The organism is Micromonospora sp. SL4-19 (assembly GCF_047921475.1).
Taxonomy (GTDB): Bacteria; Actinomycetota; Actinomycetes; order Mycobacteriales; family Micromonosporaceae; genus Micromonospora.
The window spans coordinates 29,661-54,000 of record NZ_JBLROB010000008.1 but is presented as its reverse complement, the minus strand read 5'-3'; the positions used below and the strand labels follow the sequence as shown (position 1 = coordinate 54,000).

The window sequence follows — 24,340 nt, the reverse complement described above, 5'->3', positions numbered from 1 at the left end:
CGGATCCTAACCCGGCGAGTCGATCAGTGGCCACCACGAAACTCAGCGTCGCCGCCGCCGCACCAGCACGATGGGCAACGCGAGGATAACAGTGAGCAGCCAGCCCACCACGACCATGCCCCAGAGCAGCCCGTCGTCGGGGTCGGACTCGTCGGCGATCAGCATGCCGACGGTGAGCAGCAGGGTGAGCCCGCCGACGCCGAGCGTCGCGAGGCCGCTGAGCACCATCAGCGGGACCTCCCACCAGGCCCGGGCGGCCGGCGCCGCGCCCTGCTGCGGCCGGTTGACCGGCGGGTGGTTTCCCCCGGCGTACGGCTGGGGGATCCGCTCCGGCGGCCGGGCCGGCATCGGCACCCGGCGGTCGGCGGGCACCTGCTGGTCGATGACGGCGATCGCCCCCGGGTGCAGGTCGATCAGGGTCGGCTCGATGTGCACCGTGATGGCGTCGTAGCCGATCAGCCGGCGGGCACCGTCGGGCCAGGCGAGCAGAGCGGCACACTCGGCGTACCGGACGGTGGCCACGCACCCGTCGAGGACGTGGCTGACGCCCTCGACGCCGACGTGCAGCGCGCCGTTGCCCTCGCGTTCCCGGTATTCGGTGCCGGCGATGGTGTGGCTGGAGCTGGTCGGCGCCGCGGCGAAGCCGGCCCAGTCGGCGGTGGTGTACTCGGGCACCATCAGCAGCGCGGTGGCGGTGACCTCCTGGGCGACCTGGTGCAGGTCGGCGAGGGTGACCGCCTTGAGTTCCGCGCGCAGCTCGTCGACGGTGCGGGTCGGCTGGCCGGTGAGCAGGTCCCGCGCCAGGCCGGGCAGCCGGGCGGCGTGCACCTCGGCGGCGCTGAGGTCGTCCTCCCGCTTGGCCACGGTGGCATCCAGGTCGGCCTGGTCGATCCGGCCGACGCGCAGCTTGGCCAGCACGTCGACGAACCCGCCGAGCACCGCGTCCTGCTTCTCGGGCAGCGCATCGGCGAAGGCGCGCAGCGTGGCCTGGTCGCCGCACGGCTGGTACCCGGTGCTGATCGCGTAGGAGAGGCCGTCCTCCTGGCGCAGCGAGCGGTACAGGTCGCGCTCCAGCACCCCGGCGAAGACGCCCGCGGCGGTCCGGCGTCGCACGACGGAGTCCAGCACCACGGCCCGCGAGCCGTTGACGAAGTACGCGGGGGTCCGCGGCAGCGCCGAGGACACCCGGGGCAGCGGCTGCCGTACGCCGGACGGCAGAACCAGCCGCAGCCCGGCCGGCACCCGGTCCCCGGCGATCCAGAGCACGGCATTTTCCCGGGTGAACCAGCGGGCCGCCCACTGCCGCAGGTCGTGCTCGGTGAGCGCGGGCAGCCCCAGTTCGGCGTAGCCGGTGAGGCCGTGGTCACGGGCGCCGTGCCGCCACAGCGCCAGCGCGTCGGCGCCGCCGCGGGTGCTCCACTCGGTACGCAGGATCTCCTTCTCCACCTCCAGTCGGGCCATCGGCAGGTCGTGCAGGTTGCGGCAGACGGCGGTGAGGAAGCCGACGACGTCCTGCTCGGAGCCCTGGGTGTAGAAGGAGGTGAAGGTCGGCGTGGTGGCCCCGTTGAAGTGGTGGTCGCCGAGCCCGAGCGGGGCGAGGGCCAGGTGCTCCAACAGGTGGGTGATGCCGCTGCGGGCCAGGGTCTCGTCGGCGACACCGACCCGGAAGGTGATTCCGGCGCGCATCGGCCCGGAGGCGGGGGCGAGTAGCGCCGGCACCCCGTCGACGTCGAACTGGCGGATCATCGGGGGCCACCCTTCGCGTACGCCTCGATGCGAAACTGGTCGAGTGTCGCGGTCCCGTCCAGGTACGACCAGGGGTACTCACTGCCGAGGTGACCCAGCGCGGCGAACTGGGCGGCCGCGGCAGCCCACTGCCCGGTCAGGCCGAACCAGTAGGCGAAGACCGAGCGGGTGGAGACCCAGCCGGGTTCGTGCCGGAAGTGCGGGTGCAGCACGGACCGCTGGGCGGCCGTCCAGATGTCCTGTAGCACCCGAGGATCCCGTACGTACGCGGCCCGTTCGCCGTCGGAATCGAACGACCAGAAGCGCTCGAAGTGCGCGTCGGCCAGCAGGACGGCGTTCTGCGCGCCCTCCGGGGCGGCGAACATCCGCTCGTTGGCGAACGCGAAGGCCACCTCCCAGGTCCCGCCCCACTTCGGGCAGAGCTGCTGGAGCAGGAGCGACTGCGAGCGCCGGTCGTGCGGTGCGTACCGGGCCAGCCGGTCGTAGCGGCGGCGGGCCTCGGCCTGCCCGAGTTCCAGGCCGCGGGCGGTGTTGAGCCGCACCTGCCAGGCGAGGACGTTGCCCGGGTCGCGGGCGCAGACGTCGATCAGGATCTGCTCGGCCTGCCGCAGGTGCTCATGGAACTGGTCGAACTGCTCCCGGCTGACGTACTGGGCTCGTTGCGCGGTGCGGATCTTCCAGCCCACGTCGACCAGGTAGGTGGCGACCATGGCTGCGGCGACGGTGTCGTCCGGGTACCGGGCGAGCACCTGGCGGAGGAAGTCGTCGACCCCGTGGACGTCCTCGACGGCGCCCACCAGCAGCGAGCGCCAGGCCCAGTCGCGGGGGTCGAGGAGCTGCCGTACCCCGGCCCAGTCGCGTGCGGCGAGCGCTGCGCGCATGGTGTTGACCTCGGGAAAGGCGGCGGCCGGGTCGGCGTCGACCTCCGGAAGGTGTACGGGCATGGCGGGGATGTTAGGTGATCACGAAGCCGTCCGGCTCCCCCGTCCAGCTCGGACCTACCGCCCTACCCGGACCGGAGCGCGGCGAGGACGGCGCCGGCGGCCCGCCAGCCGCTGGCGAGCGCCCCCTGGATCGAGGGGCTGTCCCGGTGGTCGCCGGCCACGAAGAGCCCGTCGCCGAGCGCGACCGGTCTGCGCAGCCGGCCCTGCGGCGGTGGCACGGCGGGCAGCGCGTCCGGGATCGTGACGGTGGTGAGGTGGACCCAGTCGGCGGTGGAGCGCCCGTAGAGCCGGTCCAGTTCCCGGCGGACGACCGGCTCGGGCGGGGCCTGCGGGCCGACCACCGTGGTGGCCACCAGGTGCTTCCCGGCCGGGGCGTAGGTGGGCGCGGCATTGCTCAGCACCACCGTGTTGGCGACCAGCTCCCGCCGCTCACCGTCGAGCAGCAGGATGGGCTCGGCCAGGGGCGGGCTGGCCGTGCTGTGGTAGTAGGTCGTGCAGCCGCGCGTGCGTACCCGGTGGAGCTGGGGCAGCAGCGCGGCCGCCGCGGGCGGGTCCACGGCGACCACGACGGCGCGGCAGGCGATGTCGCCGGCCCGGGTGCGGACCCGGCCGGGCGCGACCTCCGCGGCCGGCGTGCCCAGGTCGATCAGCTCGGCGGGAAGTGGGTCGGCGATGGCCCGGGGCAACGCGGCCATCCCCCGGGCGGGCAGGCCGATCCGGCCCCGGGCGAACACGCGCAGGTTCACGGCGAGCACGTGGCTGGAGGTCTCCAGCTCCCGGTCGAGGAAGACGCCGGAGAGGAACGGCCGGAGCAGCTCCTCGATGATCGCGTTGGAGAGGCCGGCCCGACGCAACGCCGCCTCGCTGGTGGTCTCCGGCGCGGTGAGCAGCCGGCCGACCGGCAGGGTGGCGCAGCCGGTGGCGAGCCCGGCCAGGCGAAGCCGGTCCCGCAGTGATCCCACTCCGGCGGTGACGGTCCCGGCCGCGCCCGCCGGGTCACGCACCGGGTTGACCAGTCGGTGCAGTCGGGCACCGCGGCGGACCAGCACGCCGGAGGTGAACCAGCCCAGGTCGAGGGTGGCCAGGTCGAGCAGGCCCCCGAGCCGGGGGTACGCGGTGTTGAGCACCTGGAAGCCCCGGTCCAGCAGGAAGCCGTCGACCTCGTCGGTGGCGACCCGGCCGCCGAGCCGGTCGGCGGCCTCCAGCAGGCGCCAGGGCACGCCGGCGCGGTGCAGCCGGCGGGCGGCGGCGAGGCCGGCCAGGCCGCCGCCGACGATGACGACGTCCGTGTCAACGGGCACGACCGACCTCCGCGCCGACCCGGTCGCCGTCGCGGACGGTCCGGGACAGCCGGCTCGGCCACCAGATCCTCGGCCCGAGGTCGTACGCGAGCGCGGGCACCAGCAGTGACCGGACGACGATGGTGTCGAGCAGCACCCCGATGGCGACCGCCACGCCCAGCTCGACCAGCACCACCAGCGGCAGGACGGCGAGCGCGGAGAAGGTGGCGGCGAGCACGATGCCGGCGGAGGTGATCACACCACCGGTGACGGCGAGGCCGTTGAGCACGCCTGCTCGGGTGCCGCGCCGGACCGACTCCTCGCGGACCCGGCTCATCAGGAAGATGTTGTAGTCGATGCCGAGGGCCACCAGGAAGACGAACGCGAAGAGCGGGAACGCCTGGTCGACGCCGGGGAAGCCCAGGAGGTACCGAAAGATCAGCCCGCAGATGCCGAGGGTGGCGAGGAACGACAGCACCACGGTGGCGATCAGCAGGATCGGGGCGAGCAGGGCGCGCAGCAGCAGCGCCAGCACGATCGTGATGACCAGCAGCACCACGGGGATGATGACGTTGCGGTCCCGGGCGGAGGCGTCGGCGGTGTCCACGTTGACGGCGGTGAAGCCGCCCACCAAGGAGTCGGAGCCGGGCACCTTGTGCACCGCCTCGCGCATGTTGCGGACGGTCCGCTCGGCGGCGTGACTGTCCGGCGGGTCGGCGAGGGTGGCCTCCAGCTGCACCCGCCCGTCGACCACCTTGGGCGGCGCGTTGGGCTCGGGTGGCCCGCCCGGTGCCGCACCGGTGACCGGCCGGACGGACGACACCCCCGGTACGCCCTGCGCCACCTGCGCGACCTGCTGGGCGGCCGCCTGGTTGACGAAGATCGTGGCCGGGCTGCCGGTGCCGGCCGGGAAGTGCCGGGCGATGACGTCCTGCCCGGCGACCGAGTCGGTGCGCTTGGTGAACAGCTGCGACTGGCCGAGGGTGGTCACCCCGAGCTGGGTGAGCCCCACGGTGAACACGGCCAGCAGCACGGCGGTGACCAGCCAGACAGTCCGGGCCCGACGGGCGACGAAGCCGGCGATCCGGCCCCAGGTGCCGTGCTCGGCCTGCGGATCGGCGTGGTCGAACCGGGGCCGCCGCGGCCAGAACGCCCACCGCCCGCCGAGCAGCAGCAGCGCGGGCAGGAAGGTGAGCATCACCAGGAGGGTGGCGGCGATGCCGACGGCGGCGACCGGGCCGAGCGCCCGGTTGGAGTTGAGGCTGGACAGGAGCAGGCAGAGCAGGCTGACGATGACGGTGACGCCGGAGGCGATGATCGCCGCGGCGGCGCCCTTCCAGGCGGTCTTCATCGCGGCCCAGGCGCTGTCGTGCCGGTGCAGCTCCTCGCGATAGCGGGCGATCAGCAGCAGCGCGTAGTCGGTGCCGGCGCCGAAGACCAGGACGGTGAGGATGCCCTGCGCCTGCCCGTTCAGTTTGATGGCGCCGCTGCTGGCCAGATGGTAGACGACGATCGAGGCCAGCGAGTACGACATGCCGGCGGCGAGCAGCGGAAAGATCCAGAGCACCGGGCTGCGGTAGACGATCAGCAGGATGACCAGCACCACGATCAGGGTGACCAGCAGCAGCGGCCCGTCGATGGCGGCGAAGACCTCGATGAGGTCGGCGAGCAGGCCCGCCGGGCCGGCCACGTCCACGGTGAGCCCGTCCCGGTCCGCGCCGGCGATGTCGCGCAGCTGGGTGACGACCTGGCTGATCCGTTCGCCCTCGGTGCTGGCGATCGGGACGATCACCTGCACGGCCTGACCGTCCTGGCTGACGATCGGTGGCGGCAGCGGGCTGACCACACCGGACACCCGGGCGAACCGGGTGGCGTCGGTCTGGACCCGCTGCTGGTCGGCCGGGGTGATGCCGGAGGTGCGTTGGTAGACGACGAGAGCCGGGGTGGTCTGCGTCGGCATGAAGTCGGCGGCGAGGTCCATCGCCCGGGTCGCCTCGGCGTGCGCCGGGAGGAAGGCGGAGTTGTCGTTGGTGGCGACGTCGCCGAGCTTGCCCGCGTACGGGCCGGCGATCCCGCCGACGACCAGCCAGCCCAGCACGACCGCCACCGCGACCAGCGTCGCCGTCCAGCGGCTCCGTCCCCCGGCCATCTCCACCCATCCTCGGATCAACGCCCAATCGACGCAGCGGGAATCCGAGTCGACTCCGCCCATCCTGCCGGGCAGAACGGCATCAGGAGGGCGAAACCGGGCGCTGCGCGAGGCAGAGGCCGCCGGACCGGGATCACGAGAAACGCCCGCCGGCCTGGGCCGACGGGCGTTGCGATGGAGTTGAGCTCCCCCGTTTGGACTCGAACCAAAAACCTGCCGGTTAACAGCCGGCTGCTCTGCCAATTGAGCTACGGGGGACCGCAGATCACCCGGCTGCGGATCTCTCCGCGCCGTGCGACGGCACAAGAGTACAGGACATCCGGGGGTGCTGCGCCAGGGGGTTACCTCTTCGATCATGGAGGCCGGAAACCCGCAATAATCTGGACAAATCGTCATTCTGGCGCAAGCAGGTATGAGCGGAGAGCAGGATGGGTAGTTAGCCGCCGACAGAGGACGTAGGCGCGAGATGGTCGCTCCCGCCGGAAGCTGCCGGTCGGGAACGGCGGCGCGTCAGGTACGGAAGGAGCCGCCATGCGCGGAAAGATCATGTTTCTTGGCGGGCTGGCTGCGGGATTCGTCCTGGGCGCCCGTGCCGGCCGGGAGAAGTACGAGGAGCTGATGGTCCGGGGCCGCAAGGTGCTCGACCACCCGACGGTCCAGGAGGCGGCGGGGGTCGCGCAGGCCCAGGCGACCCGACTCTACGCCGAGGGCAAGGACAAGCTGGGGCAGACGAAGCTCGGCGAGAAGCTGGGTACCGGCAACGGCAGCAGGCCGGGGATGACCTCGGCCGACAAGCCGTTCGCCGGCACGCCGGCCACCGTCGGCGCCAAGTCCGGCTCCACCGGCACGGGTTCAACCAGCGCAACGGGCTCGCCGACCACCAGCTCGAGCACCAAACAGCCGGGCACGGGCAGCAACCGCTGACACCACCCGGACAGCGGGGCCGGTCGCCACCAGGCGGCCGGCCCCGCACCCGTCTGTCCATACCGCACCACCTCCCTCTTTTGCTGATCCTGAACAAAAGTGGGAGCGATTCATCGAAAACTTTTGGCGTCAACCTCTTCTCTTTGGTCTCGCGCGCAAATATCGTCTCGCGTAGAACCTGGCCAGGCTCTCGTCACCACATCAGCGACCTCCTCAGCCTCGTCCCGCGCTGAGGCGGACCCGCCCGACCAGAGCGAGGTTCGATGCGCAGACCGTTCGGCCGCAGGGCCGCCACCCACCTCAGCCTGCTCGCCCTCGTCGGCGCGACACTCGTCGCGACGGCGGAGCAGGCCCCGACCCCGGCGCAGGCCGCGCCGGTGCTCAATGCCCCGGCACCCCACAGCAACGGCATGCAGTACAAGGTGCTCGTCTTCACCCGGTCGGCCAGCGGCAACAATGCCGCCACCGCCGCCGGCGTGCAGGCCATCCAGCAACTCGGGCAAGAACGGCGCTTCACCGTCGAGGTGACCAACGACGCCCGCAAGTTCGACGAGCCACACCTGAAGCAGTTCCGCGCCGTGGTGTTCCTCAACACCGCCGGCGACGTGCTCAACGACGCCCAGCAGGCGGCCTTCGAGCAGTACTACCGCGACGGCGGCGGCTTCGTCGGCGTCCACTCCGCCATCGAGGCCAACCCGAACTGGTCCTTCCTGACCAACGTGCTGGGCACCCGGGCCACCGGGGCGCCGTCGGCGACCAGCAAGGCGACCGTCACCGTCGCCGACCGGGTCCACCCGGCCTCGAAGACGCTGCCGCAGCGGTGGAGCACCACGGACCGGTGGTACAACTTCGCGGCCAACGTCCGCGGCGTCTCGCATGTGCTGGCCACCGTGGACGAGAAGACGTACACCGGCGGCAGCATGGGCTTCGACCACCCGGTCACCTGGTGCAAGGACTACCAGGGCGGGCGGTCGTTCTACACCGGACTCGGCGCCACCCCGGAGAGCTACAACAGCACCGACCTGCGGGCCCACCTGGGCGGTGCGATCCAGTGGGCGGCCGGCGTGACCAACGGCGACTGCGGCGCGACCGTGCTGGCCAACTACCAGATGACGGTGATCGGGGCGCAGCCCAACGTCAACGAGCCGATCGGCTTCGACGTCCTTCCCGACGGCCGGGTGATTCAGACCGACCGACGGGGCGGCGTACGCCTGCACCGCCCGGACGGCAACGAAACCAAGTTGCTGGCGCAGATCCCGGTCTACACCCACAGCGAGGACGGGATGTACGGCCCGGCGATCGACAACGACTTCGCCAACAACAAGTGGGTCTACCTGTACTACGCGCCCCCACTGGACACCCCCACCGGGGCCGCGCCGACCACCAGCACCGACCCACACGCCTGGGACCAGTGGAAGGGCTACTTCCAGCTCTCCCGGTACAAGTTCGTCGACGGGGAGAACCCGTCCCTCGACCTGAGCACCGAGCAGAAGATCATGCAGGTGCCGGTGGACCGGGGCGCGTGCTGCCACGTGGCCGGTGACATCGCCTTCGACTCGAAGAACAACCTCTGGCTGGTGACCGGGGACGACACCCCGGCCGGCGGCGGCGGTTCCGGTGGCTTCTCGCCGCACAACGACTCGGTCAGCGCCACCGGCGTCTACCAGGCACCCTTCGTGGACGCCCGGCGCAGCTCGGCCAACACCAACGACCTGCGCGGCAAGATCCTGCGGATCACGGTGGGCGCGGACGGCTCGTACACGGTGCCGCCGGGCAACCTCTACCCGGCCGGCACGGAGAAGACCCGCCCGGAGATCTACGCGATGGGCTTCCGGAACCCGTTCCGGATCACCCTCGACAAGAACGACGTCGCCTACATCACCGACTACTCCCCCGACTCCTCCACTCCCCAGGTCGGGCGGGGACCGGCAGGCACCGGCCGGATGATGATGGTCGACAAGCCGTCGAACTACGGCTGGCCGATGTGCGTGCAGCCGAACCTGCCGTACATCGAGATGAACTGGACCACGAGCCCCATCTCGCCGGTCGCACCGTTCGACTGCGCCGCGCCGAAGAACACCTCGCGGCACAACACCGGCCTGACCGACCTGAAGCCGGTGGAGAAGTCGGAGCTGTGGTACTCGTTCCAGGCGCCGACCCCCTGCCCGGAGTCCTACCTGTCGACTCCGACGCAGACCTGCCCGGTGCTCTTCCCCGAGCTGGGCACGGGCGGCGTCGGCCCGCACGGTGCGGCGAAGTACGACTACGACCCGGAGCTGAGGTCGGAGACGAAGTTCCCCGAGTACTACGACGGCGCCATCTTCTTCGGCGAGTTCACCCGGGACACCCTCAAGGAGATCCGGCTGGACGACCAGGGTGACATCCTGAAGATCAACGACGTGTTGAACTGCGGGCAGGCACCCACCACCCCGGCCAAGCCGTTCCTCTGCGACAACCCGATGGACATGCGCTGGGGCGCCGACGGCAACTTCTACCTGCTGACCTACGGCGACGGGTTCTTCAACATCAACCCGGACGCGGCCATGCTGAAGTTCAGCTACGTCAAGGGCCTGCGGGCGCCCACCGCCGTGCTGAACGCGACCCCGACCAACGGCCGCGCGCCGCTGACGGTCGCCTTCTCCAGCGAAGGCTCGAAGGACCCGGACCCCGGCGACTCGATCAGGTTCGCCTGGGATTTCGACGGCAACGGCACCACCGACTCGATCGACCCGAACCCGACGTTCACCTACACCACCAACGGGGTCTACACCGCCCGCCTGACGGTGACCGACTCCAGCGGCAAGACCGCGTCGGCGAACACCACGATCACCGTCGGCAACACCGCGCCGACCGTCAGGGTCGACACCCCGCTCGAAGGCGGCTTCTTCAACTGGGGCGACGACATCCCGTGGTCGGTCACCGTCACCGACCCGGAGGACGGGCCGATCGACTGCAGCAAGGTCGAGGTGACCTTCGTCCTCGGCCACGACAGCCACGGGCACGGTGAGGCCAACCAGTTCGGCTGCTCCGGGGTGCTGCCCACGGAGGCGGACGACGCCTCGCACGGCGGCTACATCTACGGCGTGATCAGCGCGTCGTACACCGACAAGGGCGCCAACGGGCAACCGGCGCTGACCACGGTGGGCCAGCAGATCATCCAGGCCAAGCGGCAGGAGGTGGAGTTCGCCACCGACCAGTCCGGCACCACGGTCGCCACCACCGCCGACACCGGTGGCGGGCAGCAGCGCGGCAGCCTCGACTCCGGTGACTGGATCGCGATCAACAACACGGTGAATCTGAAGAACATGCAGTCGGTGACGCTGCGTACCTCCGGGGGCAGCGCCGCCACCGCCGGGCAGCCCCGGTTCGGCGTCCAGTTCCGGCTGGACTCCCCCACCGGCCCGCTGCTGACCACCGCCACCGTCAACGCGACCAGCGGCAACAACGCCTTCACCAGCACCACCGTGCCGTTCACCGACCCGGGCGGCACGCACAAGCTCTACCTGGTCTTCACCACCGTCCCCGGCGGTCCGACCAGCGGCTTCGGCAACCTCAACTGGGTCCAGTTCAACGGCCAGGGGATCGGCGTCACGCCCTGACGGCCGCGCCCGGGTGGGTCCGCCGTGGCGGCCCCACCCGGGCCACCCCCGCACCAACACCCATCACCAGCCAGTACAGGAAGGCAGTACGGACATGACCGACACACAGCACGGGATGAGCCGCCGGCGGATGCTCGGCACCATCGCCGGGGCGGCCGGCGCGGTCGCCGTCGGCGCCACCGGTTGGGCGCCCTCCGCCGGCGCGGCCAGCAACGGCGTGCTCGTCCCGCCCGGCAAGCGGGGCATCATCCTCTACAGCGTCCGCGACCGGATCAGCGCCGCCGACGACGGCAGCGGAGTGCCGTTCGGGTTCGAGCGGGTGCTCGGCCGGCTCGCCGAGATCGGCTACAAGGAGGTCGAGTTCGCCGGATACACCCAGCACACCTCGATCCTCGGCCGGCAGATCACCCCGGCGGAGATCCGCAAGGTCCTCGACGACAACGGGCTGCGCGCCAACGGCTCGCACGCCTCGGTCCCGGGTTCGGTCACCCCGACCACCATCGCCCAGTTCGAGCAGACGCTGGACACCGCCGAGATTCTCGGCATGACCCACATCGGCACCGGTAGCGACCCGACCGGTAGCAACTACAAGGCCGACTGGGACGCCGCCGCCGACCGGTGGAACACCTTCGGCGAGATGGCCGCCGCGCGCGGGCTGAAGCTCTACACGCACAACCATGACGCGGCGTACAACTTCCTGCTGGACAGCGGGCCGCTGGACGCACAGGGCCGGCCGACCCGGTCCTCCGGCGTCCGCAAGCTGGAGTACTTCTTCGGGCTGACCAACCCGGAGTGGGTCTGGTTCGAGATGGACATCTACTGGGCGCACGTGGCGCAGCACCGGTACCGCAGCTACACCGACGCCGACGGCGTGACGCAGACCAACATCTTCGACCCGCTGGCCACGGTGGCGGTCCGGACGAAGCGGTTCCCGCTGTTCCACGCCAAGGACGGCACGTTCAACCCGAACACCACCAACGGGTACGACATGGTGCCGCTCGGCCAGGGCGACATCGACTACGGCGGCTTCTTCGCCAACATGGGCGCCAAGGGTTACCACAACCCGATGTGGGAGCAGGACACCGCGCCGGGCGGCAGCGCCGACCCGGGCCGGTCGCTGCGCTACGCGGAGGTCAGCTACCGGCACATGTCGAGTCTGCGGGGCTGACGGACCCGAGCGACCAGGGGCCGCTCCCGGTTTCCGGGAGCGGCCCCCTCGCGTCACTCGGATGTGACGGTGTGTGGCACATTCCGAAGGGAGGTGGTCATGATGACGATGGTCGGACCGGAGAACGCGGACCAGGCGCGGCTGCTGCGCATGTTGCGGGACGACGGCCCGCGTTCGCGGGTGGAGCTGGCCGACGCACTGGGTCTGGCCCGGGCCCGGTTCGGTGCGGAGGTGGACCGGCTGGCCGCGCAGGGCCTGGTGGAGACCGCGGGACCGGCCGCGTCGCGGGGCGGTCGCCGCTCGTCGCTGCTCCGGATCGCCGAGCAGGTCCGGTTCGGCGCGGTGGTCGTCGGCGAGGGGCGCCTCGACGTGGCACTCACCGACGGCGAGCTGCGCGTCCTCGCCCGCCACGGGGAACCGATCGACGTGCGCGTCGGCCCCGAGGCAGTCGTGGGCCGCGCGGTCGAGCTGCTCGCCAAGCTGCGGGTCGAGGCCGGGCTGGCCCGGTTGGCCGGGATCGGGGTGGCCCTGCCCGCGCCGGTCGCGGTCCGCGACGGTGCCCCGGCCTCCTCGCCCGCGCTGCCCGGCTGGCACCGGTTCCCGGTCCGCGACACCGTCGCCGCCGAGCTGGGCTGCCCGGTGCAGGTCGACAACGACGCCAACCTGATGGCCCTCGGCGAGCACCACGCCGGCACCGGCCGGGCCTTCAACGACTTCCTCTACGTGAAGCTGGGTGACGCGGTCGGCTGCGGGCTGGTGCTCGACGGGGCGCTGTACCGGGGGGCGACCAGCGGTGCCGGCCACATAGCGCACCTGCAGTTGACCGAGGACGGGCCGCTCTGCGTCTGCGGCAACACCGGCTGCGTCGAGGCGTACTGCGGGGATGCCGCCCTGGTTCGGCAGGCGGTGGCCGCCGCGCGGGCCGGACGCTCGGCGGCGCTCGGCGACCGGCTGGCCGCAGCCGGCGCGCTGACCATGGCCGACGTGGCCGGGGCCGCGACCGACGGGGATCCGATCGCGCAGACGCTGGTCCGGGACGCCGCCCGCCGTCTCGGCCAGGTGCTGGTCAACCTGGTCAGCTTCGCCAACCCGGCCATCGTGATCATCGGGGGTGCGGCCCCCGGCATCGGTCCGGTCCTGCTCGCCGAGATCCGCGGCGTGGTCTACCGGCGCTCGACACCGCTGGCCACCGACAGCATGCCGATCGTCCTGTCCGACCTGGACGACCGGGCCGCCCTGATCGGCGCCGCCCGCCTGATCAGCGACCAGGTCTTCGCAGCCTGCTGACCGCGCCGCCGGTTCGGCTGCCACCCGGCCGCCGACGGCCTGAGTGGAGGGCACTCACGTCCAAGGGCGTGCGGAACATCACTTCGATGGCTATGCTCACCGGACTCTCTCCCCAGGCTCGTCGGGTCGATCCACCCGACGAGCCTGGCTGGCCGATAGGAGGACATCGTGGTCTCCCGCAAAGCCTGGCAGCGCAGCATGGTCGCCACCGCGACCGCGGTGCTGGTCGGCGTCGCCGCCGCGGCGCCCGCAGCGCACGCCGATCCCAACAACAACAACTCACGGAAGTTGCGCGCGGCGGTCACCGCCGACGGCATCACCAAACACCTCACGGCCCTGCAGCGAATCGCCGACGAGAACGGCGGTACGCGGGTGGCCGGCTCGGCCGGCTACGACCGCTCTGTCGACTATGCCGAGGGCGTGCTCCGCTCGGCCGGCTACCACGTGAGCCGGCAGCCGTTCGAGTACCAGACGTTCATCTCGTACGGTCCCGGCCTGCTGCAGCGGGTGTCCCCGTCGCCCGCCGACCTGACGAACGTCCTGATGAGCTACTCGGGCAGCGCCGATGTCACCGCGCGGGCGTCGGTGCCGACCGGCAGCGCGACGGGCTGCACGGCCGGGGACTTCGGCCCCGGCAACGTCGGCACCATCGTCCTCATCAGCCGGGGCGACTGTCCCTTCGGGGACAAGGCGACCAACGCCTACCGCGCCGGGGCAGCGGCCGCGGTCATCTACAACAACACCACCGGTGACCTGAACGGGACGCTGGGCGACACGTTCGCTCTGGACTTCGCGGCCACCGGCGTCACCCAGGCGCTCGGCCAGCAGCTGGTGGCGCAGGTCTCCAGTGGACTGACGCTGCGGGTCAAGGCCGACACCTTCCGCGGTACGGCCACCGCCGAGAACCTCATCGCCGAATCGGACTCGGGTGACCCGAACAACGTGGTGATGGCCGGTGCCCACCTGGACTCGGTCTCCGCCGGCCCGGGCATCAACGACAACGGCTCGGGCAGCGCCTCCCTGCTGGAGATCGCCACGCAGATGCGCAAGGTCAAGCCGAAGAACAAGGTCCGCTTCGCCCTCTGGGCCGCCGAGGAGTCCGGCCTGATCGGGTCGGAGTACTACGTTGACAACCTGTCGGCGGCGGAGCGCAAGAAGATCGCTCTCTACCTGAACTTCGACATGGTCGCCTCGCCCAACTACGTACGGTTCGTCTACGACGGCGACAACTCGGCGTTCCCGGTCGGCACCGGGTCCGCGCACGGGCCGGCCGGCTCGGGCGCCATCGAGCAGCTCTTCCACGACCAATTCGCCTCGCAGGGGCTGGCATCGCGGGAGACGCCGTTCTCCGGGCGTAGCGACTACGGGCCGTTCATCGCCGCAGGCGTGGACATCCCGTCCGGTGGCCTGTTCACCGGCGCCGAGGGGGTCAAGACCGCGGACGAGGCGGCGGTCTTCGGTGGCACCGCGGGGATGCCGTACGACTCGTGCTACCACCAGGCCTGCGACACGATCAACAACATCAACAAGCAGGCGCTCGAGGAGATGTCGGACGCGATCGCGCACGCCGTGATCACGTACGCCTTCGACACGAGCAGCCTGCGCGCGCCGGTCCAGGGCAAGGGACCGGGTGCCGGCGACAGCGGCGGTGGAGGCCTGCACGACCACGACCACGAGGTCACGCAGTAACCGTCCAGCCAATCAACCTGAACAGGCGGGAGGCGACCCGAGGGTCACCTCCCGCCTGTTCGTGGCGGCCGACAGGTCAGTCCCGGCTGCTGCTGAAGGCGGCGTCGAAGGCGGCAGCCGGGGCGTCGAAGGCGAGGCGACGGACGAACTGGAGGGCCTCGGGCGCACCGACCAGCCGGTCCATGCCGGCGTCCTCCCACTCGATGGAGATCGGGCCGTCGTAACCGATCGCGTTCAACGCCCGGAAGCAGTCCTCCCACGGCACGTCCCCGTGGCCGGTGGAGACGAAGTCCCAGCCACGGCGCAGGTCCGCCCAGGGCAGGTGGGAGGAGAGCCGGCCGCGCCGGCCGTCCCCGGTACGCACCTTCGCGTCCTTGCAGTCGACGTGGTAGATCCGGTCGGCGAAGTCGAAGATGAAGTTGACCGGATCCAGCTCCTGCCAGACGAAGTGGGACGGGTCCCAGTTGAGCCCGAACGCGGGCCGGTGGCCGATCGCCTCCAGCGTCCGCTTGGTGGTCCAGTAGTCGTACGCGATCTCGCTGGGGTGCACCTCGTGCGCGAAGCGGACCCCCACCTCGTCGAAGACGTCGAGGATCGGGTTCCACCGGTCGGCGAAGTCCTGGTAGCCGCGTTCGATCATGGCGGGCGGGACCGGCGGGAACATCGCCAGGGTGTGCCAGATGGACGAGCCGGTGAAGCCGACCACCGTCTTCACCCCGAGCTTCGCCGCCGCCCGGGCGGTGTCCTTCATCTCCTCGGCGGCCCGACGGCGTACGCCCTCCGGCTCGCCGTCGCCCCAGATCCGGGCGGGCAGGATGTCCTGGTGCCGCTCGTCGATGGGGTGGTCGCAGACCGCCTGCCCGACCAGGTGGTTGGAGATGGCGAAGACCTGGAGGTTGTGCTTGGCGAGGGTGGCCCGCTTCCGGTCCACGTACGACTCGTCGGCGAGCGCCTTGTCGACCTCGAAGTGGTCGCCCCAGCAGGCGATCTCGAGGCCGTCGTATCCCCACTCGGCGGCGAGCCGGCAGACCTCGTCGAACGGAAGATCGGCCCACTGGCCGGTGAAGAGCGTGATGGGTCGCGCCATTGTCCTTCTCCCCTGTGTGAATGGGGGATTCCGTAGCGAGCCGGGGCGAGGGCGACCGAATGCCAGCGACCTCGACGGGCACCGGTGGGCGCGGTCGCGCCTGGGCCCGACGGGTTGCGCCTCCCGTCGGTCACCGGCCACCTCGCGGTCGCCGCCCCCACTCTAGGCCGGACGGGACCCGGCGCGGAAGAGCCGACCGGCGGCTCAGTGCCGGCGGTGCGCCGCCCGGACGGTCAGCTCGACCAGCGCCGACCGACCCGGCTCGGCCAACGGTGTCCGCTCCAGCGCGGCATGGGCCTGGTCGACCCGAACCTGGATCATCCGCTCGACCCGCTCCCGGGCGCCGGTGGCCTCGATGATCCCCCGCACCTCGGCCGCGCCCCCGGGGTCCAGTTCCGCGGCGCCGACCAGCGCCCGCAGCCGCGCCGCCTGGATCGGGTCGGCCATCTCCCGGGCCAGCGCCAGCAGCACGGTCGGCTTTCCCTCCCGCAGGTCGTCCAGGTTCGACTTGCCGGTGACGGCCGGATCGCCGAAGACGCCGAGCAGGTCGTCGCGGAGCTGGAAGGCGTCCCCGAGCGGATCGCCGAACGCCGCCAGCGCGGTCACCGTGGCGGAGTCGGCGCCGGCCAGGGCGGCGCCGATCTGCACCGGGCGGGTGACCGTGTAGCGGGCCGTCTTCATCCGCACCACCGCGAGGGCGGAGGCCACCGAGCCGTCGCCGACCGCGGCGACCACATCCAGGTACTCCCCCGCGATCACCTCCGCCCGCATCCGGGCGAAGACGGCGAGGCCGCGGCGGACCCGGGCCGGTTCGAGCCCGCAGCCGTGGAACATCTGCCCCGACCAGGCGGCGCAGAGGTCGCCGCAGAGCAGGGCGGCGTTGCGCCCGTACGCCGCCGGATCTCCCCGCCACGACGAGCGGGCGTGCAGGTCGGCGAAGAGCCGGTGCACCGACGGCTGGCCGCGGCGGTGGTCGCTGCCGTCCAGGATGTCGTCGTGGATCAGCGCGAAGGCGTGGAACAGCTCCAGGGCCGCCGCGGCGGCCACGATCGGGGCGCCGTCGGGGCCGCCGAATCCCCGCCAGCCCCAGTAGCAGAACAGGGGCCGCAGCCGCTTGCCACCCGAGAGAACGAACCGGCGCAGCACGGCGTGGACGGCGTCGCTGCCGTCGCCCGACCGACCCAGCCACCGCTCGCGCAGGAACGCGTCGAGCGCGGCGTCGAAGCGGTCCCGCAGCAGGGCCGGATCGGTCGGTACGACGGTGACGGTCACGGCGCCTCCCGGGCCAGTCCGGCGAGCTGGAGCAGCAGAGCCTTCACGTCGGTCGCGGCGACCCGGTCCCGGGCCGCGGACGGGTCGGAACAGAGCAGCACCGGCCCGTCGGCCGGATCGGCGGGCAGCCGGCCGTGCGAACCACGGACCGCTCGCGCCCCGGCGTCCAGCCCGACCACGCTCATCAGGTAGCGCAGGCCGAGCTTCTTGCGGGCCAGCGCCACTGCCGCCCGGCGCTTCGCGGCACCCGGGGCGGCCGGGTCGAAGAACAACTCGGCGGGGTCGTAACCCGGCTTCCGATGAATTTCCACCAGGCGCGCGAAGTCGGGCGCGCGGGCGTCGTCCAGCCAGTAGTAGTAGGTGAACCAGGCATCCGGCTCGGCGACCAGCACCAGCTCGCCGGAGCGGGGATGGTCCAGCCCGTACTCGGCCTGGCCGGCGGCGTCCAGCACCTCGGCCACCCCGGGCAACCCGGCGCAGAGCTTCGCCACCGCTGCCACGTCGGCCGGGTCCTTCACGTACACGTGCGCGATCTGGTGGTCGGCGACCGCGAAGGCACGCGATGTCCACGGATCCAGATACTCCATCCCGGCCTGCGTGTAGACCCGCAGCAGCCCCTCGGCGCGGAGCAGCCGGTTGACGTCCACCGGGCGGGAGACGTCGGTGATGCCGTACTCGGAGAGCGCCACCACGGTGGCCTCCCGTTGCCGGGCGGCGTCCAGCAGCGGGGCGAGCACCGCGTCCAGCTCGGCCGCCGCGGCGGCTGCCTCCGGGCTGGACGGGCCGAAGCGTTGCAGGTCGTAGTCGAGGTGCGGCACGTAGACCAGGGTCAGGTCGGGCGCGTGGTCGGCGAGGATCCGCTCGGCGGCCCGGCAGATCCACCGGGACGACGGCAGCCCCGCCCCCGGCCCCCAGTAGGTGAACAGCGGGAAGGTCCCGAGGTCGTCGGTCAGCACGTCGTGCAGCTCGGGCGGGTCTGTCCAGCAGTCCGGCTCCTTGCGCCCGTCGGCGTGGTAGATGGGGCGCGGGGTGACCGTCCAGTCCACGTCGGCGCCCATCGCGTACCACCAGCAGACGTTGGCCACCCGGTAGCCGGGCTCGACCCGGCGCGCCGCCTGCCACAGCTTCTCCCCGCCGACCAGGGCGTTGTGCTGCCGCCAGAGCAGCACCTCGCCGAGATCCCGGAAGTACCAGCCGTTGCCGACGATCCCGTGGCCGGCAGGCGGTTCTCCGGTGAGGAAGGTGGACTGCACCGAGCAGGTGACCGCGGGCAGCACCGTACCCAGCTCGGCGGCGAACCCGGCCTCGGCGACCGCGCGCAGCCGGGGCATGTGCGCCAGCAGGCGCGGGGTCAACCCCACCACGTCGATAACCACCAACCGCTTGCTCATGCCGGCACCTCGCTTCGATTCGCTCGTTGACGCTCGCTCATCGCCGCACCTCCGCGGGCGTGGCCAGCCCCAGCGCGACCAGCTCGTCGCGGGCGAAGGCCAGCTCGGCGGCGATCCCGGCGGCCAGCTCCGCGTCGGTGCGCGGCCGCCGCGCCACCGGCAGTACCCCCCAGGTGTACGTCTCGACGTCGAGGTGCTCGCAGCCGGCGACCGGCCCGGCGTACAGCGCGGCGAGGGCGGCCCGCAGCACCGGCAGCGTGGCGCGCAGTGGCGGCTCGGGCGGTGCGTGCAGCGGCACGTGGTAGTGCACCCGCCACGGACCGGGCAGTCGCGTGTCGAGTGCGGCGTCCAGGTCGTCGGCGGCGTACGCCGGGTCGGCCGGGTCGGTGGCGCCGGCGCAGCCGGCGGCCCGGGTCTGGTGCAGGAAGCGCGGCTCGACCCAGCGGCGTAGCGCCTCGGCCGACCCGTCCGGATCGGCCGCCTCGACGGCGGCGGAGACCTGCACCTTGACCACCGGCAGCCCGGCGGCCCGCAGCCGGCCCAGCGCCTCGACCGGCTCCTCCCAGGCGCAGGCGAGATGCGCCAGGTCGAGGCAGATCCCAAGCCGGTCGATATCCATAGCCGACAATATCTTACCGGCCTGTCCGGTGGACTCCACCAGACAACCCGGTTCCGGCTCAAAGCCGACCCGGACGGTCCGGCCGGTCTCCCGCTCCACCGTGGCGAGCCCGGCCGCCAGGTCGTCGAGGCGGCGCCGGGCGGCGTCGGCCCGGTCGGCGTCCCACGGCGTGCGCCAGGCCAGCGGCAGGGTGGAGATCGAGCCCCGGGCCGCGTCCTCGGGCAGCAGGTCGGCCAGCACCCGAGCCAGGTCCAGGGTGTACCCGAGCCGCTCCGGGGTGGTCCAGTCCGGGTGGTAGACCGCCCCCTTCACCACCGGCGCCTGGAAGGCCGCGTACGGGAAGCCGTTGAGGGTGACCACCTCCAGCCCGCGTACGGTCAGCTCGTGCCGGAGCCGGCGGCGCGCCGCCGGGTCGGCGGCGAGCGCGGCGGCCACCGGGGCGGCCAGCCACAGCCCCAGGCCGAGCAGGTCGGCGCCGAGCGCCCGGCGAACCGGAACCGCGTACGTGTCGAGCTGGGCGAGGATCCCCGCCAGGTCCTCCGCCGGGTGCACGTTGGTGCAGTAGCCGAGGTGGACGGTGCTGCCGTCGGCGTGTCGGAAGCGCATCAGTCACCCCCACGCAGGATGGAGTTGCCGGCGAAGGTCGGCGCCAGCCCGTCCAGGTCGGTGAGGTCCAGCCGCCCGGACTGGCCGTAGAACTCCACCGGGTTGCGCCACAGCACCCGGTCCACGTCGTCGTCGCTGAACCCGGCGAGCAGCATCGCCTCGCCGGTGGCCCGGGTGAGCAGGGGGTCGGAACGCCCCCAGTCGGCGGCCGAGTTGACCAGCATCCGCTCCGTCCCGTACGTCCTGAGCAGCTCGACCATCCGCGGCGGCGACATCTTCGTCTCCGGATAGATGGAGAAGCCCAGCCAGCAGCCGGTGTCCCGGACCAGCGGCACGGTGACCTCGTTGAGGTGGTCGACCAGCACCCGCCCGGGTTCGATGCCGGACTCGGCGACCACCGCCAGGGTGCGTTCGACGCCGCGGGCCTTGTCCCGGTGCGGGGTGTGCACCAGGGCCGGCAGGTCGTGCCCGAGCGCCAGCGCGAGCTGCCCGGCGAAGGCGGCGTCCTCGGCCGGGGTCATCGAGTCGTAGCCGATCTCGCCGACGGCCACCACGCCGTCCTTGTCCAGGTAACGCGGGAGCAGATCGAGCACCGGACGGCAGCGCGGGTCGTTGGCCTCCTTCGGGTTCAGCGCCACGGTGGCGTGGTGTCGGACGCCGAACTGCCCGGCCCGGAACGGCTCCCAGCCGATCAGCGAGTCGAAGTAGTCGACGAACGACTGGGTGCTTGTGCGGGGCTGGCCGAGCCAGAACGCCGGTTCCACCACCGCGCGTACCCCGGCGGCGGCCATCCGCTCGTAGTCGTCGGTGGTTCGTGAGGTCATGTGGATGTGCGGGTCGAAGATGCGCATCACGCCTCCATGGGGGTGGTCGGGTGCGAGCCGGCGCCGAGCCGGTCCAGCAGGTCGATGGCGTCGGCGGGCATGGTCCGGCCGGCCGCGTACCGCTCGGCGGCGAGCGCGGCCAGCATCGCCGCCAGCTCGCCGTCCGCCCGGCCCGCCAGGTCGTCGACGACCGCCAGCGGTACGCCGGTGAAGACGCACTTGAGCACGGCCTGCCGCCAGGCCGGCTGTTCCAGGTGCCGGGCGTAGGGGCCGAGGGCGGCGGCGATCAGCCGGGTGTCGTTGGTGCGGACCGCGTCGTGCAGCAGCGGGACGCAGGCCGCCCCGATCGGCAGCAGCGGCAGGGCGCGCAGCACCGCGCGCTTCTCCGCGGCGTCGCCGTGCCGGTAGAGGGAGCCGGCCGCCGTCGCGTGGTCGGCGGGGAGCGCGGTGAGCAGCAGCGTGCGGGCGGCCTCGTCGACCGTCCAGCCGGGCGGGTCGGCCAGCGGCTCCCGACCGCACCGCCGGGCGGCGGTGGCGAAGAGGCGCTGGATCGCCGTGGGCTCGGTCGCCACGCGGCGCAGGGCCGCGTCCAACCACTGCGGGTCGGGTACGTCCCGCAACGCGGCGCGCAGTCGGTCAGGTGTCATTGCCGTCTCCCCTCTGAGCCGGGTGGCAGGTCTTCAGCCACCGCCTTTGCTGGCGGCGCGCAGGAACTCGATCGAGCGGGCGGCGACGCCCGGCGCGGCGTGCGAGTGCCGGGGCAGTTCGACGGCCACCAGGCCGCGGTAGCCGGCGTCGGCGAGGGCGCGCAGCACCGGCGGAAAGTCGATCTCACCGGTGCCGAATTCCAGGTGCTCGTGCACGCCCCGGCGCATGTCGTCGATCTGCACGTTGACGAGGTGGTCGGCGACCGCCGTCACGCAGTCGGGCACCGGCCGCGGCTCGAGGCAGCGGCAGTGCCCGATGTCGAGGGTGATGCCGAAGCCGGGCGGCGCGCCCAGCGCGTCCCGCAGTCGCCGCCAGCCGGCGATGTCCTCGACCAGCATGCCCGGCTCGGGCTCGAAGCCGAGCGGCACGCCGGCCGCCGCCGCCTCGGCGCAGACGGTGGCGCAGCCCGCGACGAGCCGGTCCCAGGCGACGGACTCCGCCACCTCCGGCGGGCGTACACCGGCCCAGTACGAGACCGCCTCCGCGCCCAGGTCCGCGCCGATCCGGACGGCCCGGCGGAGGAACTCGATCCGCAGCGCCGGGTCGTCGTGCAGCAGCGTCGGGGCGTGCTTGTGCCACGGGTCGAGCAGGTAGCGGGCACCGGTCTCGACCACCACGGCCAGGCCGAGCGTGGCCAGCCGGCGGTGCACGGCGGCCACCCGGCGGGCCAGCCCCGGCGCGAACGGGTCCAGGTGGTCGTGGTCCAGGGTGAGCGCCACCCCCTGGTAGCCGAGGTCCGCGAGCACGCCGAGCGCGTCGTCGAGGCGGTGGTTGGCGAAGCCGTTGGTCCCGTACCCGAAGCGCAGCCCGGCCGGGTCCAGCGGACGCCCGGCCGGCCTGACTTCGGCGTCCGCCCGCGTCCGCGCGGCGCCGGCGGCGTTGCCTGCGGACGGGAGCCGGGGGGTGGTCATGTCGGCGAGACCAGTCGGGCCAGCCGGCGGCCGAGCGGGGCGGCCGCGGCGACGGCGAGACCGAGCAGCCGGGCCCCGGCCCGGGCGGTCAGCGCGCCCTGCAACGCGGGCAGCCCGGTGATGCCCGCCCCGACCGCGGCGCGCACCCGGGCCGGCGACGGGTCGGCGAGCACCCGGGCCTGCGCGGACCCGTAACGGGTGGCGTAGCCGGCGGCCAGCGCGGCGGGAACCGGGTCGGTACGGCTCAACGCGGTGGCGGCGACCAGGGCGGTGCCGGCGAGCGTGGCCCGGGGCAGCCGCCGGTCGGCGCCGGAGACCTCGCGGCGGGACAGCGCGGTGACGGTCCAGGTGTGCGCGGCCACGGTCAGCGCCGCCGGCACCGCCCGGACCAGTCCGCGCCGGGCCGAGGGGGTGCGGCCGGTGCCGCGCGCCGCGCTCCGGCCGGCGCCGGCCGACGGGCCGGGGCTCGCACCGAGCAGCACGTCCAGCCCCCGGCAGGTGGCCATCACCGCGGGACCAGCGGCGGTGTTCTTGGCCAGCAGGTCGTATCCCCAGATCACGGCGGCGAGCGGGACCGCGACGGCGGTGGCTCGCCGGCCCCCGACGGCGCCGGCGACGGCGAGCCCGGCGGCGGTCAGGCCGGCGGCGACGCCGAACGCGGCGGCCGGGCGGACCCGGCCCGACGGGATCGGCCGCTCGGGGCGCTCGACGGCGTCGAGCCGGCGGTCGGCCCAGTCGTTCGCCGCCATGCCGGCCCAGTAGAGCAGCACCGACGCCCCGGCCAGCGCGGGCGTACGCCGGTCCAGCGCGCCGGCCGCCGCCGCGCCGGCCAGCACGTCCCCCGGTACGGAGAGCGCGGCGGGCGCCCGGACCAGCTCGGCGAGGTCGGCCAGGCGGGTCATCAGCGGGCCCCGGCGTGCAACCCGGCGACGAACTCCCGCAGCAGCACCCACTGCTCGGCCAGCGCGTGGGTGGACGTGTCGAGCGGGTCTTTGAAGAAGAACGCCAACTCGGTGAGGGGACCGCGGCGGCCGGCGGCGTGCGCGGCGGCGGTGAGCCGGGCCAGGTCGAGCACCAGCGGGGCGGCCAGCGCGGAGTCGCAGCCGTGCCAGGTGAACTCCATCCGCATCCTGGTGCCGAGGAAACCGGCGAAGGTGACCAGGTCCCAGGAGGTCTTGAAGTCGCCGAGCTCCGCGACGTGGTCGATCCGGGTGTCGCCCTGCGGCAGGTAGCCGAGGGTCTCGCCGAGAACCCGCTGCTTGCTGGCCACCTTGGCCGCGTTGGCCGCCGGGTCCGCCAGGTTCGCGCCGTCCCCGCCGCCGAGCAGGTTCACCCCGGACCAGGACCGCACGGCCAGGTGCCGCATCGCGAACATCGGCGCGAGCACCGACTTGACCAGGGTCTCCCCGGTCTTGCCGTCGTGCCCGGCGTACGGCAGGTCGTGCTCGTCGGCCAGCGCCGCCAACGCCGGGAGCCGGGCCCCGGTCGACGGCGTGAAGTCCACGTACGGGCAGCCGGCGGTGAACGCCGCGTACGCGTACAGCGAGCTGGCGGGCAGCACCTCGGCGGGGCCGGCCAGCGCGTCCCGCAGCGCGGCGAGGTCGTGGTGGGCCGGGTGCGCGGCGGGGACCGGCTCGGTGGCGGAGACGTTGACCACCACCACCCGGTCCAGCGCGTGCCGGCGCCGGAAGTCGGTCAGGTCCCGGGTCACGGCGGCGGCCCGCTCGGCCTGGGTGGCCCCGGTCGGCGCGGTCCGCAACGCCGCCTCGACGCCGGCCAGTTCCCCGGCGAGGGCGTCCACCAGCCGGCCGGGCAGCACCCCGGCGGCGGCGAGCGCCTCGGCTCGTTTGGCGAGCGGGGTGGCCACCACGTCGTGGCCGCCGAGGACGAGGTCGGCGAAGGCCGGCAGGGCCGGCCCGCGCAGATCGGGCAGCTCGGTGACGCAGCCGGCCGGCTCGGCGAGCCTGGCCCGCAGGGCCAACGCCCCGACGATGCTGGTGGTCGCGACGGAGCCGCGCGCTCCCACCAGCCAGACACCCGTACGCATCGTGCTTCCTCCCCAGGTCGTCGGGCCGGTCCGCCGGTGCGGCCGGGGAATCCCGGTCCGGCCGCACCGGACGGCCGTGCTGGTCGTGC

Annotated in this window: 18 protein-coding genes and 1 tRNA gene; 5 read left to right on the top strand and 14 right to left on the bottom strand. The window is 72.9% G+C overall.

Annotated elements, in window-relative coordinates:
• Positions 1-42: 42 nt before the first annotated feature.
• From ACNAVT_RS13490 to ACNAVT_RS13470, 5 genes are all read right to left on the bottom strand, one after another.
• Complete coding sequence (locus ACNAVT_RS13490; RefSeq protein WP_416296120.1) at positions 43-1,746, bottom strand: M16 family metallopeptidase; 1,704 nt, start codon at positions 1,744-1,746, stop codon at positions 43-45.
• Positions 1,743-2,690 (bottom strand): hypothetical protein, encoded by a 948-nt coding sequence (locus ACNAVT_RS13485; protein ID WP_416296118.1) that lies wholly within the window; start codon positions 2,688-2,690, stop codon positions 1,743-1,745. The genes ACNAVT_RS13490 and ACNAVT_RS13485 overlap by 4 nt, the downstream gene beginning before the upstream one ends.
• A gap of 62 nt (positions 2,691-2,752) precedes the next feature.
• Positions 2,753-3,991, bottom strand: coding sequence for an FAD-dependent oxidoreductase (locus ACNAVT_RS13480; protein WP_416296116.1), 1,239 nt, complete (start codon positions 3,989-3,991; stop codon positions 2,753-2,755).
• Entirely contained in the window at positions 3,981-6,125 is a 2,145-nt protein-coding gene (locus tag ACNAVT_RS13475; RefSeq protein WP_416296452.1) for an MMPL family transporter, read from the bottom strand. Before ACNAVT_RS13475 ends, ACNAVT_RS13480 begins: the two co-directional genes overlap by 11 nt.
• Before the next feature lie 179 nt (positions 6,126-6,304).
• Positions 6,305-6,377, bottom strand: a tRNA-Asn gene (locus tag ACNAVT_RS13470).
• 273 nt (positions 6,378-6,650) lie between these two features.
• Here ACNAVT_RS13470 and ACNAVT_RS13465 point away from each other — a divergent pair.
• The 5 genes from ACNAVT_RS13465 to ACNAVT_RS13445 all read left to right on the top strand — a co-directional run bounded on the left by ACNAVT_RS13465 (position 6,651) and on the right by ACNAVT_RS13445 (position 14,786).
• A complete protein-coding gene (locus tag ACNAVT_RS13465) occupies positions 6,651-7,043 on the top strand; it encodes a hypothetical protein (RefSeq protein ID WP_416296114.1) in 393 nt (130 codons plus the stop codon).
• Positions 7,044-7,306: 263 nt separating this feature from the next.
• On the top strand, positions 7,307-10,642 hold the full coding sequence (locus ACNAVT_RS13460; protein ID WP_416296112.1) for a ThuA domain-containing protein: 3,336 nt from the start codon (positions 7,307-7,309) through the stop codon (positions 10,640-10,642).
• Positions 10,643-10,736: 94 nt separating this feature from the next.
• Entirely contained in the window at positions 10,737-11,810 is a 1,074-nt protein-coding gene (locus ACNAVT_RS13455; protein WP_416296110.1) for a sugar phosphate isomerase/epimerase family protein, read from the top strand.
• A gap of 102 nt (positions 11,811-11,912) precedes the next feature.
• Positions 11,913-13,097 (top strand): ROK family protein, encoded by a 1,185-nt coding sequence (locus tag ACNAVT_RS13450; protein ID WP_416296450.1) that lies wholly within the window; start codon positions 11,913-11,915, stop codon positions 13,095-13,097.
• Between the two features lie 168 nt (positions 13,098-13,265).
• Complete coding sequence (locus ACNAVT_RS13445; RefSeq protein WP_416296108.1) at positions 13,266-14,786, top strand: M28 family metallopeptidase; 1,521 nt, start codon at positions 13,266-13,268, stop codon at positions 14,784-14,786.
• Between the two features lie 76 nt (positions 14,787-14,862).
• Here the strand turns inward: ACNAVT_RS13445 and ACNAVT_RS13440 are convergent, their stop codons facing one another.
• The 9 genes from ACNAVT_RS13440 to ACNAVT_RS13400 form a co-directional block, all read right to left on the bottom strand.
• Positions 14,863-15,873 carry a sugar phosphate isomerase/epimerase family protein gene (locus ACNAVT_RS13440; protein WP_416296106.1) on the bottom strand — a complete coding sequence of 337 codons (1,011 nt, stop codon included), beginning with the start codon at positions 15,871-15,873 and terminating at the stop codon, positions 14,863-14,865.
• 204 nt (positions 15,874-16,077) lie between these two features.
• Complete coding sequence (locus ACNAVT_RS13435; protein ID WP_416296104.1) at positions 16,078-17,145, bottom strand: polyprenyl synthetase family protein; 1,068 nt, start codon at positions 17,143-17,145, stop codon at positions 16,078-16,080.
• Positions 17,142-18,536, bottom strand: coding sequence for an alkaline phosphatase family protein (locus ACNAVT_RS13430; protein WP_416296102.1), 1,395 nt, complete (start codon positions 18,534-18,536; stop codon positions 17,142-17,144). The genes ACNAVT_RS13435 and ACNAVT_RS13430 overlap by 4 nt, the downstream gene beginning before the upstream one ends.
• Before the next feature lie 37 nt (positions 18,537-18,573).
• Entirely contained in the window at positions 18,574-19,761 is a 1,188-nt protein-coding gene (gene eboE / locus ACNAVT_RS13425; protein ID WP_416296100.1) for a metabolite traffic protein EboE, read from the bottom strand.
• Positions 19,761-20,612, bottom strand: a complete 852-nt coding sequence (locus tag ACNAVT_RS13420; protein ID WP_416296098.1) for a TatD family hydrolase — start codon at positions 20,610-20,612, stop codon at positions 19,761-19,763. The genes eboE and ACNAVT_RS13420 overlap by 1 nt, the downstream gene beginning before the upstream one ends.
• Positions 20,612-21,232 (bottom strand): EboA domain-containing protein, encoded by a 621-nt coding sequence (locus tag ACNAVT_RS13415; protein WP_416296096.1) that lies wholly within the window; start codon positions 21,230-21,232, stop codon positions 20,612-20,614. Before ACNAVT_RS13415 ends, ACNAVT_RS13420 begins: the two co-directional genes overlap by 1 nt.
• A 33-nt stretch (positions 21,233-21,265) precedes the next feature.
• Positions 21,266-22,204 (bottom strand): sugar phosphate isomerase/epimerase family protein, encoded by a 939-nt coding sequence (locus ACNAVT_RS13410; RefSeq protein ID WP_416296094.1) that lies wholly within the window; start codon positions 22,202-22,204, stop codon positions 21,266-21,268.
• On the bottom strand, positions 22,201-23,106 hold the full coding sequence (locus ACNAVT_RS13405) for an SCO3242 family prenyltransferase (RefSeq protein ID WP_416296092.1): 906 nt from the start codon (positions 23,104-23,106) through the stop codon (positions 22,201-22,203). Before ACNAVT_RS13405 ends, ACNAVT_RS13410 begins: the two co-directional genes overlap by 4 nt.
• The gene (locus ACNAVT_RS13400) at positions 23,106-24,251 is read right to left on the bottom strand and encodes an inositol-3-phosphate synthase (RefSeq protein WP_416296090.1); all 1,146 of its coding nucleotides are present in this window, start codon (positions 24,249-24,251) and stop codon (positions 23,106-23,108) included. The genes ACNAVT_RS13405 and ACNAVT_RS13400 overlap by 1 nt, the downstream gene beginning before the upstream one ends.
• Positions 24,252-24,340 lie beyond the last annotated feature (89 nt).

Bases quoted from the DNA above. Each gene is read 5' to 3' on its own strand.
- ACNAVT_RS13430 (WP_416296102.1), bottom strand. From the start codon at position 18,536: ATGAGCAAGCGGTTGGTGGTTATCGACGTGGTGGGGTTGACCCCGCGC.
- ACNAVT_RS13410 (WP_416296094.1), bottom strand. From the start codon at position 22,204: ATGACCACCCCCCGGCTCCCGTCCGCAGGCAACGCCGCCGGCGCCGCG.
- ACNAVT_RS13440 (WP_416296106.1), bottom strand. From the start codon at position 15,873: ATGGCGCGACCCATCACGCTCTTCACCGGCCAGTGGGCCGATCTTCCG.
- ACNAVT_RS13400 (WP_416296090.1), bottom strand. From the start codon at position 24,251: ATGCGTACGGGTGTCTGGCTGGTGGGAGCGCGCGGCTCCGTCGCGACC.
- ACNAVT_RS13450 (WP_416296450.1), top strand. From the start codon at position 11,913: ATGACGATGGTCGGACCGGAGAACGCGGACCAGGCGCGGCTGCTGCGC.
- ACNAVT_RS13460 (WP_416296112.1), top strand. From the start codon at position 7,307: ATGCGCAGACCGTTCGGCCGCAGGGCCGCCACCCACCTCAGCCTGCTC.
- ACNAVT_RS13465 (WP_416296114.1), top strand. From the start codon at position 6,651: ATGCGCGGAAAGATCATGTTTCTTGGCGGGCTGGCTGCGGGATTCGTC.
- eboE (WP_416296100.1), bottom strand. From the start codon at position 19,761: ATGCGCTTCCGACACGCCGACGGCAGCACCGTCCACCTCGGCTACTGC.
- ACNAVT_RS13415 (WP_416296096.1), bottom strand. From the start codon at position 21,232: ATGACACCTGACCGACTGCGCGCCGCGTTGCGGGACGTACCCGACCCG.
- ACNAVT_RS13420 (WP_416296098.1), bottom strand. From the start codon at position 20,612: ATGCGCATCTTCGACCCGCACATCCACATGACCTCACGAACCACCGAC.
- ACNAVT_RS13455 (WP_416296110.1), top strand. From the start codon at position 10,737: ATGACCGACACACAGCACGGGATGAGCCGCCGGCGGATGCTCGGCACC.
- ACNAVT_RS13490 (WP_416296120.1), bottom strand. From the start codon at position 1,746: ATGATCCGCCAGTTCGACGTCGACGGGGTGCCGGCGCTACTCGCCCCC.
- ACNAVT_RS13405 (WP_416296092.1), bottom strand. From the start codon at position 23,106: ATGACCCGCCTGGCCGACCTCGCCGAGCTGGTCCGGGCGCCCGCCGCG.
- ACNAVT_RS13485 (WP_416296118.1), bottom strand. From the start codon at position 2,690: ATGCCCGTACACCTTCCGGAGGTCGACGCCGACCCGGCCGCCGCCTTT.